This is a genomic window from Aquimarina sp. AD10 (assembly GCF_003443715.1).
Taxonomy (GTDB): Bacteria; Bacteroidota; Bacteroidia; order Flavobacteriales; family Flavobacteriaceae; genus Aquimarina; species Aquimarina aggregata.
In genome coordinates, this window is sequence record NZ_CP031965.1 from 1,189,467 (window position 1) to 1,209,463 (window position 19,997).

Genomic DNA, 19,997 nt, shown 5'->3' on the forward strand with positions numbered 1-19,997 from the left:
TGTAAATTATGAATTTGATAATTTTAGCAGAAATTGATTTTATAAAACTGACATTTTATTAAGATTATAACAAAAAACCATTGTTTACCAACACAAAGTTTTTTACTTTCGGCCTCACTAAATCACAATATTAAATCATCTAATTATGCAAAATACAGCTTTAACAGAAACTCATATTTCACTTGGCGCAAAAATGGTTCCTTTTGCGGGTTTTAACATGCCTGTTTCATATGAAGGTGTAACTGTAGAACATGAGACGGTACGTAAGGCTGTTGGAGTTTTTGACGTTTCTCATATGGGTGAGTTTTTGATAACAGGTCCTAATGCATTAGACCTTATACAAAAAGTATCGACTAATGATGCGTCTAAATTAACAGAAGGAAAAGCACAATATAGTTGTCTACCAAACGACAAAGGAGGAATCGTAGATGACTTGATTGTATATAAAATAGCGGATGAAAAGTACTTATTGGTCGTAAATGCTTCGAATATAAAGAAAGATTGGGATTGGATTAGTAGTCATAATACTATGAATGCAGAAATGCGTGATCTTTCTGACGATTATTCTTTATTGGCAATTCAAGGGCCTCTAGCAGCTAAAGCTATGCAATCGTTAACTTCTGTAGATCTTGAAGGAATGAAGTTCTATACATTCGAAATAGCTGATTTTGCGGGTATTGAACACGTAATTATTTCTGCAACGGGATATACAGGAAGTGGTGGTTTTGAAATCTATTGTAAGAATTCTGAAGTACAACAAATCTGGGATAAGGTATTTGAAGCGGGAGCTGATTTTGGTATAAAACCTATCGGACTTGCAGCTCGAGATACGTTAAGATTAGAAATGGGGTATTGTCTTTATGGAAACGATATTAATGATACAACTTCTCCTATAGAAGCTGGATTAAGTTGGATTACTAAATTTTCTAAAGATTTTATTAATGCCAAGGCATTGGCGGAAGAAAAAGAAAAAGGAGCCAATAGAAAATTAGTGGGTTTTGAACTCGACGAGCGCGGTATTCCCCGTCATGATTATGATATCGTTGATAATCAAGGAAATGCAATAGGAATAGTTACTTCTGGAACAATGTCTCCATCTCTTGGAAAAGGAATCGGATTGGGATACGTTCCTACTGATTTAGCAAAACCAGGTACTAAAATTAATATTCAAGTTCGTAAAAAAGCAATTCCTGCAACAATCGTTAAATTACCCTTTTATAAAGGTTAATTTTTATAATAAAAATAATAATGTTAAGTTTCAAATAGGTTTATTATTTGAAACTTAATTTTTTATAAAACAGTTTTGAAAAAAATTCTAATCATAGGAGCTAGTGGTTTTATAGGAAATGCACTCTATAAAGAGTTAAATTCTTATTTTGATACCTATGGCACCTATAGAACAGATAATAAACTACTAGAAAAAAATCAAAAATTCTTTCAGTATGATATGGAACTAGAAGATATTTCTATTCTTCTAGATAATCTGAAACCTACGATAATCATTTCAACGATTCGTGGTAATTTTAATTCTCAATTAGATGTTCATCAACGTATTATTAATTGGATAAAGGTTCATAAATGCAAACTCGTATTTGTTTCAAGTGCAAATGTATTTGACTCTTTTAGTAATTATCCATCTTATGAATATGATAAAACATTAAGTGATAGCGTTTATGGCCGGTTTAAGATAAAAATCGAAAACGCCCTTATGCGATTACCTACCAATAAATATGTAATTGCAAGAGTACCTATGATTTTCGGAGCAACTACTCCAAGAGTGCAAGAACTTAAAACCTTGCACGATCTTAAAGCTCCAATAGAAGTATTTCCTAATGTCATTATTAACGTAACTTCTATTGCTAAATTTACACAGCAAATACATTATATCATAAATCGCAATAAAAAAGGAGTATTTCATTTGGGGAGTACAGATCTTATTTATCATTTAGATCTAATTAAAGAAATTTGTGATACACTACAATTAGATGACCCTATATACAAACAAGTCTATGACTCTAATAGTGATCGATATCTTGCGGTATTACCTAAAGACAATAAGCTTCCTAAAAATTTACAGATTACTACTCAAGAAGTAATTGATTCTGTAGTAGTAAATTAACTCATAAGGTTAACAAATTCCTAAATCCTAAACCTAAAAAATTATTCGTTGTATCTTTGTAGTATGATTAACGAAGGCGAAAAAATTATCCTGTTTGATGGTGTTTGTAATTTATGTAATAGTGCTATAAATTTTATCATTAAGCGAGACAAAAAGGGTATCTTTAGATATGCCTCTTTACAAAGTGAAATAGGTGAAAAATTGATAGCAGATAGAAATATCGATATTTCTAAAATAGATTCTATCTTATTAATTGATCCTAAGATTGCCTACTATCATAAATCAACTGCTGCTTTGCATATTGCCAAGGAATTGTCTGGATTATACCCTATACTTTCTGTTTTTCTAATACTACCAAAATTCTTTAGAGATTGGATTTATGATATCGTAGCCAAAAACAGATATAAGTGGTTTGGTAAGAAAGAAAGCTGTATGATTCCGACTGCCGAACTCAAAGCTCTTTTTATAGATCAATAATCAATGTGTCTATTTGTTTTCTTAAATAGCTATATTGTTATCCTTTACCTCTTCTTCTACAACGGCTCTTTTTTCAAGTTTATCCATATTATCCATATGTACATAACTTAAGCAGAATATTGTAAAACATATAAGAATTAAAGGTAATAAAAACTGTTTCATATTATTTTATTTTGGGATTAAAACAAATCAGTATTACAAACCGTAATTAATTTACGGTTTAAATGTAATCTTATAAAAGAGTTTATATAGTAGTCCATTTAGAATTCGTTGACATCCAATTAGAATTCGTTATCCCAATTTAGAATATGTAGTAAAAAATCAATTTAATTTATAACCGCTTTTTAATGTAAAGACGACGTTTTTAAATAATAACAGCTACTCTACATATTGTAAAGCAGCTGTTTGGCATTATATCCCTTACTTTCAGTTTTCCCTATATTATACAATTTCTTTAAAGACGGAATCTCTTTTAAATTTTCATTTTGTTTTTGGTAAATCAGATGTCGTATTTACATCTATACGATTTTGTACATTAAGTTCTGTTTGTTGTTTTTTTCTAAGCTCTTTTGATTGAGCATCTAACTTATTTACGTTGTCAACATGTACTATACTAAGACAAACTACTGCAAACGCAATAAGAACTGTGGGTAATAAAAGCCTTTTCATAATCTTGGTATTTTAGTGTGTGATACTAGTGAATACCAAAGGTAGATATAAGCTTAATGTTATATAAGGGGAGTTTAACTGAAAATGAATAGGGGGAAAATCCCCTACTCTAAATATGGTATTTACATATTAAAGTAAATAATCTGTAAAAATAGTTTACTCAATGAAAAGAGTACTTCACTCAATTGACATTGTTTCAAATTAGATACAAACTTATTTTTAGAAAGATTAACCATCCATGCATATTGCAGTATTTATGTGTTTAACGTGGATATAAAACTATTTTGATATGAGAATTTATACATTATTTTTTTTACTATTACTATCATCACTAGTATGCGCAAACACTGGTAAAAAAACCAAATCATCCGTTAAAGAAGTAACAGTTTATCTTACAGGGGCCCAAATAAAAAGAATTGCTCCAATATCTGTAAAACCTGGAATTAATGAGATTTTATTCGTCGATTTATCTCCAGATATAAAAGAAAATAGCGTTCAAATATCTGGATTAAAAAATACTACAATTCTTTCTACTAATTATAGTATTGATTATCTAACGCATAAAAAAGACTCTGAAGAATTAGAAGCATTAAAAAATAAATTAGATGATTTGTTATTTAAAAAGAATAAAATAGAAAATCTGTTATCCGGATTTTCTCAAGAAAAAAAGATCATTGATAATAATCAAAGGTTAAGCAATGATACAACCCCAATATCTTTATCAAAAATTCAGGAAATATCAACATATTATAGAGAAAGATCTATAATTATACAAAATGAAACATATGCCCTTATTCTAAAAAAAGATAAAATCAATGATCATATACATGACGTACAAAATGAAATTCAAAAGCTCGATGATAATAAACAAAAAAGAGGTCAAATAAAATTAAAACTTGATGCTCCTGTAAATACCAATTTAACCTTAGAAATACGATACACGGTTGATAGTGCAGGATGGTTTCCTATTTACGACATCAAATCAAAAAGTATTGAAGAACCTTTACAAATAGCATATAAAGCTAATGTTTATCAACAAACAGGAACAAATTGGGAAAACATTAATATAACTCTCTCTACAGGAGATCCTAATACTAATAATATCAAACCGGACTTAACTTCTAAATTTTTAAACTTCACATATGGTGGTTATAAAAGAAGAAATAGTACAAATAGATATACCTATAAATACAACCCAACCGTTAAAAATGTTACTGGTATTGTTAGTGATTCTAATGGACAACCATTACCCGGCGTTAATGTTCTTGAAAAAGGCACTTCTAATGGGACACAAACAGATTTTGACGGAAGATACAGTCTTACTATTCAAGGCGGCCGAGAACTTTCATTTTCTTATGTCGGTTTTTCAAACGAGATTATTCCGATACATTCTTCTTTAATACATACAAAACTAGAAGGAAGCACTGCAGAATTAGAAGAAGTAATTATTGCAGGATATGGTACTTCTTCAAGATCAAATAGAAATTCCTACAAAACTAATAGAGAAAAAAAGAAAAAACAAGAATACAATCAAATTGTAGAACAAAAAGAAGAAGGGATCACAAATACAAGGTTTAAAATTAAAAAAAAGTATAATATCCCTTCTAATGCAGATATCACAACATTAACTATAGATAATTTTGTTATAAAAGTTGATTATCAGTATTATGTTGCTCCTGAGCTTAATGAAAATGTATTTTTAACTGCAAAACTAAAAGATTGGGGATATCATAGTCTATTAGCAGGAGAAGCAAATATTTATTTTGAAGGTAATTATGCAGGTAAAACTAATATCGATCCTTCTTCGACTGCCGATAGTTTAACCGTATCTCTAGGTATCGATCAAAATATTATTGTAGAAAGAAAACAACTTAACAATTTTAAAAGTAAATCATTTATCAGCACTAATAGTATATCCAATTACACTTACAATATTAGTGTCAAAAATAATAAGCAAAATAATATAAAAATTATTGTAGAAGATAGAATTCCTGTTTCTCAAAATAAAGAAATAAAACTAAACAACGAGATTACTCAAGACGCAGCTTACAATTCTAAAACAGGAATTTTAACCTGGAAATTAAATCTAATCCCAAATACAAAACAAGAAAAACAATTCTCTTATCAAGTCAAATATCCAAAAGGCAGGAGGATAAACCTTTAACGTCTAAAAACCACTCTAAAACCATCTCTAAATTGTTCGTTAATGATAAATTCATCATTGGTCATTTCAAAAGTACCTCGATTAATATCATTGACGATCAATTCTTTAATACTTTCTTTATCAACTATTGAATACGAATAAGTCCCTGAAGGTAATATATCACTAATGGTAGTATCGGTGTTATTATTAGTAACAGTGACCATGTTATTTGTTTCATTAAAATCCCATACTATTGTACCAATGGCAAAATCATGATCTATTCCTGTAAAACCACCAGATATATTTACCAAATTCCATTTTCCATTTAAACCCGAAGCAATTGCGTCGTTAGAATCGTCATCATTACTACAACTAATCATTGATAGTATTAATACCACATAAACACTAAATAAAGGTTTCATATTATTGAATTATTGGTTGATACATTATATAACTACAGATGGCATACCTTTAGTGTTCGTTGCGTGAATAAAGTGTTAAAAAAACCAAATAATAAGTTATTTATGTGGTTTATTAGATTCTAGATTGACGCTCCTACGTGCTCTATTTCTTCTAAAAGAGCATCAAAGTCCATTTTTGTTGTTAATGGGTTCATAATTGTACATCTTAGATAAAGGTCTCCTTTTATTCGTGTTTGAACAATATAAAACTTACCAGAAGAAATTAGGCTTTCTCTAATTTTAGCGTTAAGAATATTTAAATCGATAGCACTGTTTGTTTCTGGGTTATATCTGAAGTTCACAATATTAGCTTGTGGTTGCATTGCCAACTCAAAATATGAACGTTTCTCGATCATTTTAGCAAACTCATTGGCCATGTCGTATAATCGATCAATATTGTTTTCGAATATTTCCTCTCCATGAGCTTTTAATATGGTATATACTTTAATCGACATCATGAACTTGGTACATTCAAAAGTTCTTTTACCAGAATTATACCATTCTCTTGTTTCTTGAGAATCCCATAAATACTGAGCCTTTTGTTGAAAAGTTTGATATGAATCATTTGCATTTTTAAAGATTAAACCTGTAGTTAATGCCGGTGTCATTAACATTTTATGAAAATCCAATACAACAGAATCCGCTCGTGAAATGCCATTTACCAAATGTTTATAGCGTTTTGAAAATACAACTCCGGCTCCATGTGCCCCATCAACGTGAAACCAAATATTATTTTTTTCTGCAAAATCCGCAAGATTTTCTAGGTTGTCATACGATCCAGTTGCGGTAGAACAAGCAGAACCGATTACAGCTATTACATGAAAACCATTTTTAGTAGCAGTATCAAAAGCTTGATTAAGTAAAGTTGTATCTATCTTAAAATTACTGTCGACGGGTATTTTGATTATTCCATCATTACCAAAACCAAGAATACGAGCTGCTCTATCAACACAGTAATGTGCTTCTTCTGAAACCATAACCGCTAACCTTTCAACATGACCATCTTCCCAAACAGCAGAAGGTGATTTTGCTTTTCTAGCTGCCAATAATGCCGTTAGATTGGCTAGAGTACCTCCAGAAGTTAAAAAGCCAGAAGCCTCACTAGTGTATCCGATTTTGTTTGCAACAAGATCAGTAATTATCTTTTCAATAGCATTAGATGCCATTCCCATTTCATATACACCTGTTCCATTACTAAGCAAATCCGACATAAGGCCTCCGAGTCCAGAAACCAATGCAGGGACAGATACTTGATGACCAATACATCTAGGATGATGTACGCTTATAGAATGTTCTAGAATATTCTTAAAAACGTCGCTAACCTCTGAATCTGAAGATAAATCTTGTTTCCAATACTCTAATTCATCTTCAGGATCTCTATAGGATAATACAGGCTCATTTTTATCATTCTGTACTTTTTCTAGATGATCTGCCAGCAAATCAATCACTTGATGTCCTAGTGTTCTAAAATCATTAGGGTCATACGCTTTTTCTAGTGCATCTTTAGTAGGTATTACGTCTTTCATATTCCAAAAAATTAAGTGATACCTCAAAATTAGTCATCTTTATTAATAATAAAAAATACTTAATTTTGATGAATTAATAACAAAAATGAATTAATGACAATTCAACAGCTAAAAAATGTAATTGTACTGTCCGAGAAATTGAACTTTACTCGTGCTGCCGAAGAGCTAAATATTGTACAACCTGCATTAAGCAGACAAATTAAACAATTAGAAGAGGAAATTGGCATTGTTATCTTTAAAAGAGATAAACGTAATGTAGAGCATACTACAGCCGGCATTTATTTTATAAAAGAAATTAAAAAACTACTTTCTCAATTCGACAGAATTAACGCGCAAAGTGTTCAAATACATAATGGAAAAGCTGGCGAAATACGAATTGGCTTTACGCATTCTATCATGCAAACTATTCTTCCTGAAATTTTAAAAACAATTAATAAAAAAACTCCTGACATAAAGGCTGTATTAAAAGAAATGAATAATCGCGATCAATATCTCGCTTTACAACAAAATGAATTAGATATTGGTTTTGCCACAAATCCTATGGTTCCATTTAACTTAAAAAGTAAAATTTTACACATTGACAACTTTGTTGTTTTGCTACCTGATCACCATCCTGTTAATGAAAATAATTACATTGACTTTTCTGTTTTTGCGAAAGAAGAGTTCATATTTCCTACTGTATCTGATGGTCCAAATTACGTACACATCTTAGAATCTATTTGTGTCGATGCAGGCTTTACGCCAAAGGTCGTTCATGAAACAGATTCTGCAAGTACAAGTTTTAGACTAATTGAAGCTGGCTTAGGTATAACACTAGAGCCTATTTCTTCATTACACGGACATGAGTTTCCTATAAAGAGTATCGAGTTAAAAAATATTAAACAAAAAGCGAAACTTACTATGATGTGGAATCCCGAAAGGGAATCTGAATACCCAGAACTCTTTGAGCTACTTAAAAATTGGAAAGTAAACTAATTACTTTACAGCATCATAATGATCATCCCATTCTTTAACCTTAGGCTCTCCTAGCTTTCCAACGGATTTTGCAACGATCATAGATACTGTAGCATCACCTGTAACGTTAATAGTAGTACGAAGCATATCCAAAGGTCTATCCACAGCAAAGATTAATGCTAGACCAATAGGTAATTTATCTGAGGGAAAACCTATCGCTTCCAGTACAATAACCAACATTACCATACCTGCTCCAGGTACAGCTGCTGAACCAATCGAAGCCAATAAAGCTGTTAAAACAATAGTTATCTGATTACTAAATGTAAGTCCTTCTGGCCATAAAACCTGCATAATAAATACCGAAGCTACAGCTTGATACAAACTTGTCCCATCCATATTTATGGTCGCTCCTACAGGTAACACAAAACTGGATACTTCTTTATCAACCCCAATATGTTCTTCTACTCTTTCCATCGTTACTGGCAGGGTAGCCGCACTAGAACTTGTCGAAAATGCTAATAATTGTGCTGGACTAATTTGTTTTAAAAACCAAAACGGAGATTTTTTCGTGATTACAGAAACAAGAATACAATAAAATATAATCATCAATGACAATCCAAATACTACAACACCTGCATATCGTAACAGTGCCAATAATATATCTGGGTCATCAGAAGTTACTACCACGTTAGCCAATAATGCAAAAACAGCATAAGGTGCTGATAACATTATCAAATCTACCATTTTTAGTACTACATCGTTAAGGCTATCAAAGAATTTTTTAAGAGGTTCTGATTGTTCAGGTTTTATCAAAAGCATACTTATTCCAAGGAAAATAGCAAAAAAGATAACTTGTAACATCATTTTATTATCGCTCATTGCTTTAATAGCGTTTTGCGGTACCATATCCACTACAAATTGTAAAGGGCCACTTTGTTTTTGTCTACCCGCCTCGGCAATACGTTCTGAAATTTTAGAATTACCAGCATATTCAGTAGTTAACTTTTCAATAGTTTCTGGAGTGATACCATTACCTGGCTTTAAAGCATTAACTAACAATAAACCAATAGTTATTGCAATTACTGTTGTTAGTATGTAAATTACAATAGTTCGACCACCAATTTTTTTAAATTTTGAAATATCTTTTAAATCAGATATACCTTTTATTAGAGATGCCAATATTAAAGGTACTGCTATTAGCTTAAGAAGGTTTACAAAAATAGTACCTAATGGTGCTATCCAATCACCTGTAAACCCCTTACCCCATGAGATTGTTGTCATAATAAATCCAAATACTATACCTAATAGCATTCCGATCATGATTTGCCAATGCAATGCGATTTTTTTCATGTGAATATTTTAAAATTTAAGCCAAACAGCGTCGAAGATATAAATTAAAAACAAAAAAACGGTAACCTATATAAGATTACCATAAAATATTAACTTGTGTTCTTCTTTTTCTATTTCTTAATCGTTCGATTCATCAACCAATAATCAACAAGTACTAGTGCAGCCATAGCTTCAACAATGGGTACCGCTCTTGGCACAACACAAGGGTCGTGTCTACCTTTTCCTTGCATATTTACAATATTACCATCCTTATCTATAGTTTCTTGATCCTGCATTATCGTAGCCACTGGTTTAAAAGCCACATTAAAATAAATATCCATTCCGTTAGAAATACCACCTTGAATTCCTCCAGAAAGATTTGTTTTAGTCGTGCCATCAGAATTAAACAAATCATTATGTTCACTACCTTTTAATGCTGCCCCTTCAAAACCACTACCGTATTCAAAACCTTTTACCGCATTGATTGAAAGCATTGCTTTTCCTAATTCTGCATGTAGTTTATCGAAGACAGGTTCTCCTAATCCTATGGGTACTCCTGAAATAGCACAACTTACTACACCTCCCACAGTATCTCCTTCTTTACGGATCTGTTTGATATAAGTTTCCATCTCGTTTGCCTTTTCTGTATCAGGGCAACGTACTATATTACTTTCTGTTAAAGAAAAATCTAACTCTGTATGTGCTTTGTTTAGCTTGATAGCTCCAACACCACTCACATAAGCATTAAAACTAATTTCAGATAACACTTGTTTGGCAACTGCACCTGCTACAACTCTACTGGCTGTTTCTCTTGCAGAAGAACGACCTCCTCCTCTATAATCTCTTACTCCATATTTTTGATCATAAGTATAATCTGCATGCGAAGGCCTATATGAGTCTTTTATATGCGAGTAATCTTTAGATTTTTGATTTGCATTTTTTATCACGAAGCCAATAGGCGTTCCTGTAGTAACTCCTTCAAAAATTCCAGAATAAAACTCTACTGTGTCAGGTTCTTTACGTTGTGTTACAATAGCAGACTGCCCAGGTTTACGACGATCCAGTTCAGTCTGAATAGCCTCTAAATCTAAAGCTACTCCAGACGGGCAACCGTCAATTATACCTCCAATAGCTACTCCATGAGATTCTCCAAAAGTGGTTACTTTAAATAAGTTACCAAATGTATTTCCTGCCATTAAACCTTACTTAATAAATTAAAATAATTTTACGCTAAAATAATTTTTAATCTTCAAAAACAAGGTAGTAATATGATATAAAAAGTAAAGTTTCCTGAATAAAAATTTAAGATTCAGTTAGAAAAACTATTATTTTTTCAGTTTTTACCAGTTCTCCGTTTTGTTTAAAATGTAAGTCTCAAAATATTCTTAAAAAAAATACCATAAAATTAAAGACATTATTACCCCGGTAATTCCAATTAAAGAGGTCATTATTGTCCAGGAACGAAATGTTTGTTTTTCTGTCAATCCTAAATATTGACCTACCAACCAAAAGCCACTATCATTTACATGTGATAAAACTGTGGCTCCAGATGCTATAGAAATTACAAAAAGTGCTATTTGTGCAGCACTAAAATCACCTGCTAGAATTATAGGAGATGCTATACCAGCAGCTGCAATCATAGCTGTAGTTGCAGATCCTTGTAAAACTCTAATCAAAGCCGCTACAATAAAAGCGAATAACAATGGGTGTAAGTAGGCATCTTGTAAAGAAGATGCTAATAATTCACCTGCCTTAGTATCTACCAATATTTGTTTAAAGGCTCCCCCTGCTCCAGTAAGTAAAATTATGGCTCCTGCTGGTTGAAATGATTTTGTTGAAATTTTTAATAATTCATCCCGTGTTGTTCCTCGTTTAATACCTAGCACATACCAGGCTATAAGATTGGCAATGATCAAGGCTGTAAACGGGTGTCCTAATAATGAAATTGCATATACTAAAGACCGCGGAAACATTTCTTTTTCAAACCAATCTCCTAATAATACTGTTTTTAAAACGATTAATAAAATAGGTAACCCTATGATTGTAATTATAGTAATTGGATTAGGGTATGATTCTATTGTTGACGACTTTACTGTTGTTGCTTCGGGTAAAGCAATATTGATTTTATTCGATATATATTTAGCAAATAATGGTCCGCTAACTATTGCAGCAGGTATTCCAGTTATGAAACCTAAAATAATTACCCATCCAAGGTTTGCACCAATAATATCAGCTACTGCTACTGGTCCTGGAGTTGGCGGTATAAAACTATGAGTAATTGCCAAACCAGCTAATAGCGGTATAGCATATAACAAAACTGATTTTTTAGTCTTTCTTGCAATGGCATAAACCACAGGTACTAATATGATAAAAGCTACATCAAAGAATACCGGAATAGCAATAATAAAACCTGTTATAACCATTGCCCAAGAAGCATTTTTTTCTCCTGCCAATTTTAAAATATATGCTGCCAGTCCCTGTGCTCCACCAGAATGTTCTAGTAAACCCCCGAATAATGCTCCCAATCCTACAACTGTAGCCACAAAACCAAGAGTCCCTCCCATACCGTTCTTAATACTATCCAGAATCATTTCTGGTGATAAACCAGCAACAATTCCAACTAGAATACAGACAATAAGTAGTGCTATAAATGCCTGGATCTTTAATTTTAAAATCATAAAGAGCAAAGCAAAGATGCCTACTCCTACAGCACTTAATAATTGATAATCCATAAAATATTAGCTTTTCCAGTTTGTATGAAAGTATTCATCTATAGGTTTGTCTACCCTTTGATATGTATGTGCTCCAAAGTAATCTCTTTGTGCCTGTATAATATTAGCAGAAGATTGCGAAGATGTGTATGTTAAAAAATAATTAGTAGCAGAAGATAAAACGGGTAATGAACATCCAGCACTAAATCCTTTTGAAACAGTATCTGTAAGTCCGTCTACTGCGCCTTTCATTACTGTAATAATATCAGGTGACATCAATACTGAAGTGTCATTGTTTCCTAAAAACGAAATACTAATTTTCTCCATCAAATTACTGCGAATAATACAACCGTTAGTCCAAATTCTAGCAATCTCTGACAAATTAAGATTCCAATTATACTCTAGAGATGCTTGATGCAATAAATCAAATCCTATAGAGTGATTAATAATACTTGCCGCTTGAAAAGCATTTTTTAAATTTTCTAAAAACACATTCGTATCGTCTATCGTACTCGTAGTAGTCATTTGGTATGCCTCTGCAACTTTTATTCTTTGTGATTTCATGCCAGAAAGATTTCTAGCCATTACAGACTCTGAAATCGTTGATAACGGAACTCCTACATCTAGAGCAGCAATAGTAGACCAACCACCGGTACCTTTCTGTCCAGCTTTATCTAAAATTTTATCGATTAAAAATACATCACCTTCTTTTTTGTAAAGAATATCCTCAGTAATCTCTAGCAAATAACTATCTAAGCCATCTTTTCTCCACGATTCAAAAATAGCAGCTATTTGATCAGGTGTTTTTTTTACAAAAAATCGTAATAAATGATAAGTTTCAGCCAACAATTGCATTTCTGCGTATTCTATCCCATTATGCACCATCTTTACATAATGACCAGCTCCTTCTGGGCCAATATAGGTGCAGCATGCCTTATCATTTTTATCTTTAGCAGCTATTGCTTCTAAAAATTTTCCTGATTGCTCATATCCCTCTTTTGACCCACCTGGCATTATAGACGGTCCTTTTAATGCTCCTTCTTCTCCTCCAGAGATACCAGTACCTAAAAAGCATATTCCTTTTTCTGATAATTCCTTTTCTCTTCTTAATGTGTCTTTATAATGTGAATTGCCTCCATCTATAAGGCAATCTCCATCATTTAAAAAGGGTATGATTGCATCAATTACCATGTCGATAGGTTTCCCTGCATTTACCATCATAATAATGGTTCGCGGTTCTGTTAAAGACGAAACAAATTCATTCATATCATCAAAACCCAATACCTCGTGATGTGAAGACTCTTCTTTTACAAAATTCTGCGCAACATCAATCTCTTTGTTTGCAACCTGCCTATTATACACAGATAAACTAAAATTTTTTGATAATAAGTTTTTAGCTAAACTTTTTCCCATTACGCCCAAACCTATTAATCCTAGTTCTGTTTTTTGATTATTCACTTTTGATTTTATTTTCATTATAATTTCTGAAACGCTTTGATTTATATCCACAGTAATTCCTGATTGTGGTTTTTGTAAAGCTTCAAATTGAGACACTAACATTTCTTTCTTAAAAAAATGATCTTTTCTTGCTGCCATTCGATTTGAGATTAAATCATAACTACCATCAAGAAAAATCCACTCTATAAATTGAGGGCTTATAGACTGAAGCTTGTCTCTATACTTCTGCTTTAATGCAGAGCATGCTAGTACTGCCCCCTTTAAATTATGCCAATTTCTAATTTCATTTGCTATTTTTTCAAGCCAAGGGTCTCTATCATCATCATTAAGAGGGAATCCTTTAGACATTTTTTTAATATTCTTTTCCGGATGAAAATCATCTGCATCATAAAACGGAATATCAAAATCTTTAGCTAAATGTTGGCCTATAGTTGATTTTCCACAACCTGATACACCAAATACAATATATACTTTACCCGTACTCAATATGTTTATTCTAAAGTGAATTCAATTTCGTTTGTTTCATCATGAGCATGTTTAGCGACCCATACTTTAAAATCTCCTGATTCTGTAATCCATTTTTTGTCGGGACCATAAAATGATAAATCTTCTGTAGAAAACTGGAAATCTATTGTTTTTGATTCTCCTCCCGCTAATTCTATTTTTTCAAAACGTAATAATTCTTTAATGGGTCTTGTTAAACTTCCTACCATATCTCTAAAATATAGTTGTACTGTTTCTTTAGCTTTTATCTCTCCATTGTTTATCACTTTTATACTTACAGTAATTGTATCACCCATTTTTGGGGTTTTTGAAGAAATATTTATATCAGAATATGTAAAGTTAGTATAACTTAGGCCGTATCCAAAAGGATATTGAGGCAAATAGCCCGCATCAAGATAATGTGATGTATTACCTAAAGAACTTTGCCATGCTGCAATCGGAATGGAATCCATATGAACAAATTCTTCTGGAATTACTGGACGCCCTGTATTTTTATGATTATAATGCATGGGTATCTGTCCTACTTCTTTTGGCCATGTTACTGGTAATTTGCCCGATGGAGTAACTACACCTGTTATGATATCTTTTAAAGCTGGACCACCCATAGTACCAGGATGCCATGCCATAACAACAGCATCTACTTTGTCTAAAATATTTCCTAAAGTAATCGGTCTTCCTGCCATTATAACCAAAACTATTGGTTTACCTGTTTTTTGAAGCTCATTAATAAGTTCTTCTTGAGCTCCTGGTAAGTTAAGATTAGCTCTACTATGCGCCTCTCCTGATAAAATTGCTTCCTCTCCTGCAAAAAACAAAACTACATCTGATGATCTTGCTATTTGTATTGCTTCTGCAAATTTCTTATTTGATTTATCTCTACTATATGATAATCCATCACTATATAAGATTTTATATGATTCATCTTTCTTAAAGGCATCTAATGGTGTAACGGTATGTTCTTTTTCTCCATCAAAAGTCCACGTTCCTAATTGTTCATGTGGAGCATTGGCTAATGGTCCAATAATAGCTATTTTTTTAGATTTTGATATCGGAAGTATATTGTTGTTATTTTTTAATAATACTGTACTTTCTAAAGCAGCTTCTTTTGCTTTGGATAAATGATGCGCACTATATAATATATCATCTTTAGGATCGAAATACGGATTGTCAAATAATCCTAATCTAAATTTGATTCTAAGAATGTTCTTGACCATTACATCTAATTCGTTTTCAGAAAACTTCTTTTCTTCGATCAGTGTTTTCATATGATCCTGATAAGAGGTACTTGTCATCTCCATATCTAACATTGCATTTGCTGCTTTCTTTGCTGCTTCTTTTTGATCTTTTGCAAAACCATGATTCACCATTTCTATAATTGAGTTCCAATCACTAACGACAAAACCATCAAACCCCCACTTATCTCTTAATATATCTTTTAATATATACTTATTTGCCGAAGCTGGCACACCATTGAGATCATTAAAGCTTGTCATAAAAGTAGCAGAACCAGCGTCAACAGCTGCTTTAAAAGGCTTTAAATATGTATTATGTAATGAATTTTCATTGATATTAGCAGTATTATAATCTCTACCTCCTTCTGCTGCGCCATATCCTATAAAATGTTTAGCACAAGCAGCTATACTTGTTGGGGAAGATAAATCATCTCCCTGAAAACCATTAATATAAGCTTTTGCCATTATACTAGTTAAATAGGGATCTTCTCCAGCAGATTCTGCGATTCTTCCCCATCTTGGATCTCTCGAAATATCTAACATTGGAGCAAATGTCCAACGTATTCCACTTGTGCTTGCTTCTGTAGCTGCAATCCTAGAGCCTTCTTTTACAATTTGTGGATTGAAAGATGCTGCCTGCCCTAAAGGTATTGGAAAAATTGTCTTAAAACCATGAATTACATCTCTTGCAAATATCAAAGGAATCTTACTTGGACTTTCTTCTACGGCAATGCGTTGTAATTCCTTAGCATCATTTTTATCCATGATATTAAGAAAAGATCCTATTTCACCTTTTCTAACTGCTTCTTTAAGCTCTGATGGTAATTCTTTAACCCTACTAGATTTGCCCCTTTGTGCTGTTTGACCTATTTTTTCTTCTAAAGACATTGAAGCGACAATACTGTCTATTTTTAATTCTAATACGTCTTTCTTTTCAGAACTATTTCTAGGCGTCTTAGTTGAACAACTTGCTATTAAATATGGTACTATAAACACTAAGTATAACCAATTATAACTCTTTCTTTTTTTCAAATTTGTATCCAAAATAGTATGATTAAAGTATTGTTTCTTTACTTTTAAGTAAGAAACTTGTTAAGATTTAAGAGGTGAATTTAGTCATACTTAGGCACAAGTAAAAAACAAAACAATGTCATAAAGTTATTGTTAAGAAAGAATATAGAACTGAAACTTTTAATTGTTTAGTTATACTTTCTCTTTTTTAACGTTCTGTCATATTTTAATTGTGAGCAAATTTTATGGCTTTTACTCCAATATATCAAGACAATAACTTCTATGCTCTATTATAGTATATATGCAAAAAAGCTTCGAAAAACGATTTCGAAGCTTTTTATTTTTAAACATAGTTGTGACAAACACAAATTATTTAGACTAAATGGGACGTGATAAGTATTTTATCTACTATCCCAAAGAATCTATCATTTATTTTTTTGAAAATCTTAATACATTTTTATTCTGATTTTCTAAAATAGTAACAAAATAAATTCCGGATGTAAGGCTTGAAACATCTATCATCCTCTCTGAAGTATCTACAGATTTTGTTTTGAAATTAACTATTTTACCCGAAATATCTAATATAGATATACGTGCTAGTTTAGAAACACCTGTCAACTTCATCACATCCTTAACCGGATTAGGATATAATATTGCACTAGTATTAAAAACTGCATCGTCATTACTTAATTTTTCAGGCTGATAGGTAATCACCAATTGCGGAACAGTAGCTGCGTTATTTTCTTTTGATGCTAATGCAAAATCATTTCCTCCTGTAGTATTAAGCACAAGAGATATAGTGTTTCCTGAAATAGCATTTGCTTGAAGAGTTACAGTTTCGGTAGCACCAATGTTATATGATTTATTTAATGATCCTAACAAAGTTCCCAATGCAGGTTTATTAGCATTAGACAAGTTATTTTCATTCCAATTATTAGAAGTTCCTAAATTAACATTTAGGTTTCCACTTCCTGCATCACCTGCTATTGTAAATTTTAATCTCGCATCTGTAATAGCACCTTTAATACCCGAAATATCAAACATAAGATACCCTACTCTTTTACCATTTTCGATTCTTACAATATTACTATTATAATTAGTAGCACCTTGCAGATATGCATCTTGTACAGGAGATAAAACAGTTGTTTCAGGATTTACTGTTCCTCCTGAAGTTGTACCTGTAATTGTTACCAATTCGGTAGAACCTGGCGATGATCCGCTACAAAGTGCTCGAAATACTAGATCGTAAGATGTATTAGCTTGTAAATTGCTCATTGTAATTTCTGTACTACCTGCTGGTGCTGCAGCAAAACCAAGACCACCAGTGTTGATATCCCCATTAAACCCTCCTTTAGGAAAAGCTCTTAGTTCAAAAGTTCTAGTATCATTAGCCGCATTATCAAAAGATAGTTTTACTGTAGTATTCGTAACATTAGATACCACTAAACCTGAAGGGGCTACACTACAATCTGCTGTTGATGTATCTTCTACAAGAGATAACAAAATTTTAAATCGATAGTTTCTAGTAAGTGTGGTTATGGTATTTAGACCACCTGTTGGAGCAGTTTCTTCAGAAATATTACCAGAATTACTTGAATCCGGACCACCAGAATACCAAATCTGATCGGCTGGTGCATTACTATCAAAAGGAATAACAGACCCTATGTTTCCACCAGCACCATTAGCATTAGCATCAAGAAAACCAGATGCAATGGTTTCTCCGTTAGCAAGTGTTATTTCTTTCGTAGTTCCTGTGGTAAATGCAAATGAATTTTCTCCTGTATTATATGCATTCGAAGTACGAGCTGTTCCTGCTGCAAGCACAGTAAAATTGTTATCACCATTTACTTTGACAACAAAAGGAGTAACAGGATCACCTTTTCTTCCGGCATGAAATACAAATTTTTCAATTTTTAAAGTTTGTGATGCTCCTGTAGTATTGGTATATGTATCCGTTTCATTAATCACCATATTAGATTTCCAACCATCCAAAGTAGCATTCGTATTAGTAGGGTTACCAATAACAATATCTCCATCCGGTCCAGGAGGTGTAACAACATTTCCATCAGTTTTAGCAATAATTTGTGTATCTGAACCTCCAATTGGACGGATATCTGCTACTACCGAATAGTTCCCAGCGGGAAGAGATTGATCTATTGTAGCCACATACTTATTTTTACCAAATCCTTCTAAAGCATTTATTTTTTTTCTAAATACTTCTCTACCATTAGCATCATTTAAATGGATAACTAAGTCACGATCAAGATTAGCCTTATATTCATATACAATAGTAATTTTTTTAGTTGCTACATTTACAGAAGGATTTCCTACCCATTTTATATCTTCTTTAAAGATGGCAGGTTTTGTAGGTCTATTTGAACCATTTTGAAATTCAGGTTCAAAAATTGGAATTAATCTATAAGATCGAATCCAATCATAGTAAGATGTATTAATAGCATTATTGGCCAATTGCGCATCATTAGGGTATGGTTTTGCCCAATTGTAAGTCTCTGTCACCATATTTATTCCCATTTGTTCTGTAAAAGGAGAATCTACTACATCTCTTCTGATATTAACTGAACCGGCAAAATTATCATCAACATAAAAATCTACTTCTTTATCATTTTTCCAATAGCAACCATAAGTATGAAAATCTTCCCAAGATTCACTGCCGACAAGGTCAGCGTTTGCTTGTTGCCCATTTCCTTCTACCGCATTATTACCTGCAGAGTAAAATTTTTCAGGATCTCCATTACAATTCACATAACGATAATGAGTATTAAAATTCATCTGAGTTCTAAATTTAGAACCTCCATTAAATCTACCACCTATGCTTTCACAAATATCTAACTCCTGGCTCCATTTATCTTTGGCACAATCACCGCTGAGTTTAGTAGGTCCAATAATATTTTTTTTGGGATTTGACATCCAAAAAGTAGTCGACATTGATATTCGAGACGCTTTAAATTTACATTCATAATAACCAAAGTATGCTGTTTTTTCTAGTGATTGCACAGCTCCTCCGCCAATAGTATAAGGCCCATCGCGTCTGGGTAACTTTTTATTTCTTATTTGCATGTTTCCATTTCTTAATGAAATGGTAGAAGGGTCAAATTTTGCAGGAGCACGACCTTTCCAACCCTTAAAAGAGTCTCTCCATTTAGAACGATCAAGTTCGGTACCATTAAATTCATCAGAATATTGATCCCATAATACCCAACGGAAACCTTCTTTAGGTGTGGGAGGTTGTGCAAATGACATAGCCGTCATAAACAAAAATAAAAATGCGATTAAGTTTTTCATAGTGTTAGTGTAAGTTTAAGAGTTAGTGTGTTAAAAATTAAAAAACAATGTGCTTGTCAAACATTATTTAATAGGGTGAAGTTCTGTTTATTGTATACTT

General features: G+C 32.4%; 15 protein-coding genes. 5 read left to right on the forward strand and 10 right to left on the reverse strand.

Features of this window, described 5'->3' with window-relative positions; genetic code table 11:
* Positions 1-145: 145 nt before the first annotated feature.
* The 3 genes from gcvT (at position 146) to D1816_RS05085 (ending at position 2,596) form a co-directional block, all read left to right on the forward strand.
* Positions 146-1,228, forward strand: a complete 1,083-nt coding sequence (gene gcvT / locus D1816_RS05075; RefSeq protein ID WP_118501428.1) for a glycine cleavage system aminomethyltransferase GcvT — start codon at positions 146-148, stop codon at positions 1,226-1,228.
* Positions 1,229-1,303: 75 nt separating this feature from the next.
* On the forward strand, positions 1,304-2,119 hold the full coding sequence (locus tag D1816_RS05080) for a sugar nucleotide-binding protein (protein ID WP_118501429.1): 816 nt from the start codon (positions 1,304-1,306) through the stop codon (positions 2,117-2,119).
* Positions 2,120-2,182: 63 nt separating this feature from the next.
* Positions 2,183-2,596: a thiol-disulfide oxidoreductase DCC family protein gene (locus D1816_RS05085; RefSeq protein ID WP_118501430.1), complete on the forward strand. Its 414-nt coding sequence runs from the start codon at positions 2,183-2,185 to the stop codon at positions 2,594-2,596.
* A 21-nt stretch (positions 2,597-2,617) separates the two neighbouring features.
* Here the strand turns inward: D1816_RS05085 and D1816_RS25585 are convergent, their stop codons facing one another.
* Together D1816_RS25585 and D1816_RS05090 are read right to left on the reverse strand one after the other, a co-directional pair.
* Complete coding sequence (locus tag D1816_RS25585) at positions 2,618-2,758, reverse strand: hypothetical protein (protein WP_158597785.1); 141 nt, start codon at positions 2,756-2,758, stop codon at positions 2,618-2,620.
* Positions 2,759-3,076: 318 nt separating this feature from the next.
* The gene (locus D1816_RS05090; RefSeq protein ID WP_118501431.1) at positions 3,077-3,265 is read right to left on the reverse strand and encodes a hypothetical protein; all 189 of its coding nucleotides are present in this window, start codon (positions 3,263-3,265) and stop codon (positions 3,077-3,079) included.
* 289 nt (positions 3,266-3,554) lie between these two features.
* Between D1816_RS05090 and D1816_RS05095 the strand changes: the two genes are divergently transcribed.
* On the forward strand, positions 3,555-5,429 hold the full coding sequence (locus D1816_RS05095; RefSeq protein ID WP_118501432.1) for a DUF4139 domain-containing protein: 1,875 nt from the start codon (positions 3,555-3,557) through the stop codon (positions 5,427-5,429).
* Here the strand turns inward: D1816_RS05095 and D1816_RS05100 are convergent.
* Positions 5,426-5,830 carry a hypothetical protein gene (locus tag D1816_RS05100; protein WP_120702431.1) on the reverse strand — a complete coding sequence of 135 codons (405 nt, stop codon included), beginning with the start codon at positions 5,828-5,830 and terminating at the stop codon, positions 5,426-5,428. The genes D1816_RS05095 and D1816_RS05100 overlap by 4 nt on opposite strands.
* Positions 5,831-5,949: 119 nt before the next feature.
* The gene (locus D1816_RS05105) at positions 5,950-7,395 is read right to left on the reverse strand and encodes an aminotransferase class I/II-fold pyridoxal phosphate-dependent enzyme (RefSeq protein WP_066309659.1); all 1,446 of its coding nucleotides are present in this window, start codon (positions 7,393-7,395) and stop codon (positions 5,950-5,952) included.
* Positions 7,396-7,488: 93 nt separating this feature from the next.
* Between D1816_RS05105 and D1816_RS05110 the strand changes: the two genes are divergently transcribed.
* Entirely contained in the window at positions 7,489-8,370 is an 882-nt protein-coding gene (locus D1816_RS05110) for a LysR substrate-binding domain-containing protein (protein WP_118501434.1), read from the forward strand.
* Here the strand turns inward: D1816_RS05110 and D1816_RS05115 are convergent, their stop codons facing one another.
* The 6 genes from D1816_RS05115 to D1816_RS05140 all read right to left on the reverse strand — a co-directional run bounded on the left by D1816_RS05115 (position 8,371) and on the right by D1816_RS05140 (position 19,897).
* On the reverse strand, positions 8,371-9,699 hold the full coding sequence (locus D1816_RS05115) for a dicarboxylate/amino acid:cation symporter (protein WP_066309655.1): 1,329 nt from the start codon (positions 9,697-9,699) through the stop codon (positions 8,371-8,373).
* Between the two features lie 110 nt (positions 9,700-9,809).
* Positions 9,810-10,874, reverse strand: coding sequence for a chorismate synthase (aroC, locus tag D1816_RS05120; protein ID WP_066309650.1), 1,065 nt, complete (start codon positions 10,872-10,874; stop codon positions 9,810-9,812).
* A gap of 189 nt (positions 10,875-11,063) precedes the next feature.
* On the reverse strand, positions 11,064-12,410 hold the full coding sequence (locus tag D1816_RS05125; protein WP_066309648.1) for a GntP family permease: 1,347 nt from the start codon (positions 12,408-12,410) through the stop codon (positions 11,064-11,066).
* A gap of 6 nt (positions 12,411-12,416) precedes the next feature.
* On the reverse strand, positions 12,417-14,333 hold the full coding sequence (gndA, locus tag D1816_RS05130) for an NADP-dependent phosphogluconate dehydrogenase (protein ID WP_118501435.1): 1,917 nt from the start codon (positions 14,331-14,333) through the stop codon (positions 12,417-12,419).
* Positions 14,334-14,338: 5 nt separating this feature from the next.
* Positions 14,339-16,627, reverse strand: a complete 2,289-nt coding sequence (gene bglX, locus D1816_RS05135) for a beta-glucosidase BglX (RefSeq protein WP_233565275.1) — start codon at positions 16,625-16,627, stop codon at positions 14,339-14,341.
* 396 nt (positions 16,628-17,023) lie between these two features.
* On the reverse strand, positions 17,024-19,897 hold the full coding sequence (locus D1816_RS05140; RefSeq protein ID WP_118501437.1) for a T9SS type A sorting domain-containing protein: 2,874 nt from the start codon (positions 19,895-19,897) through the stop codon (positions 17,024-17,026).
* Positions 19,898-19,997: the final 100 nt, after the last annotated feature.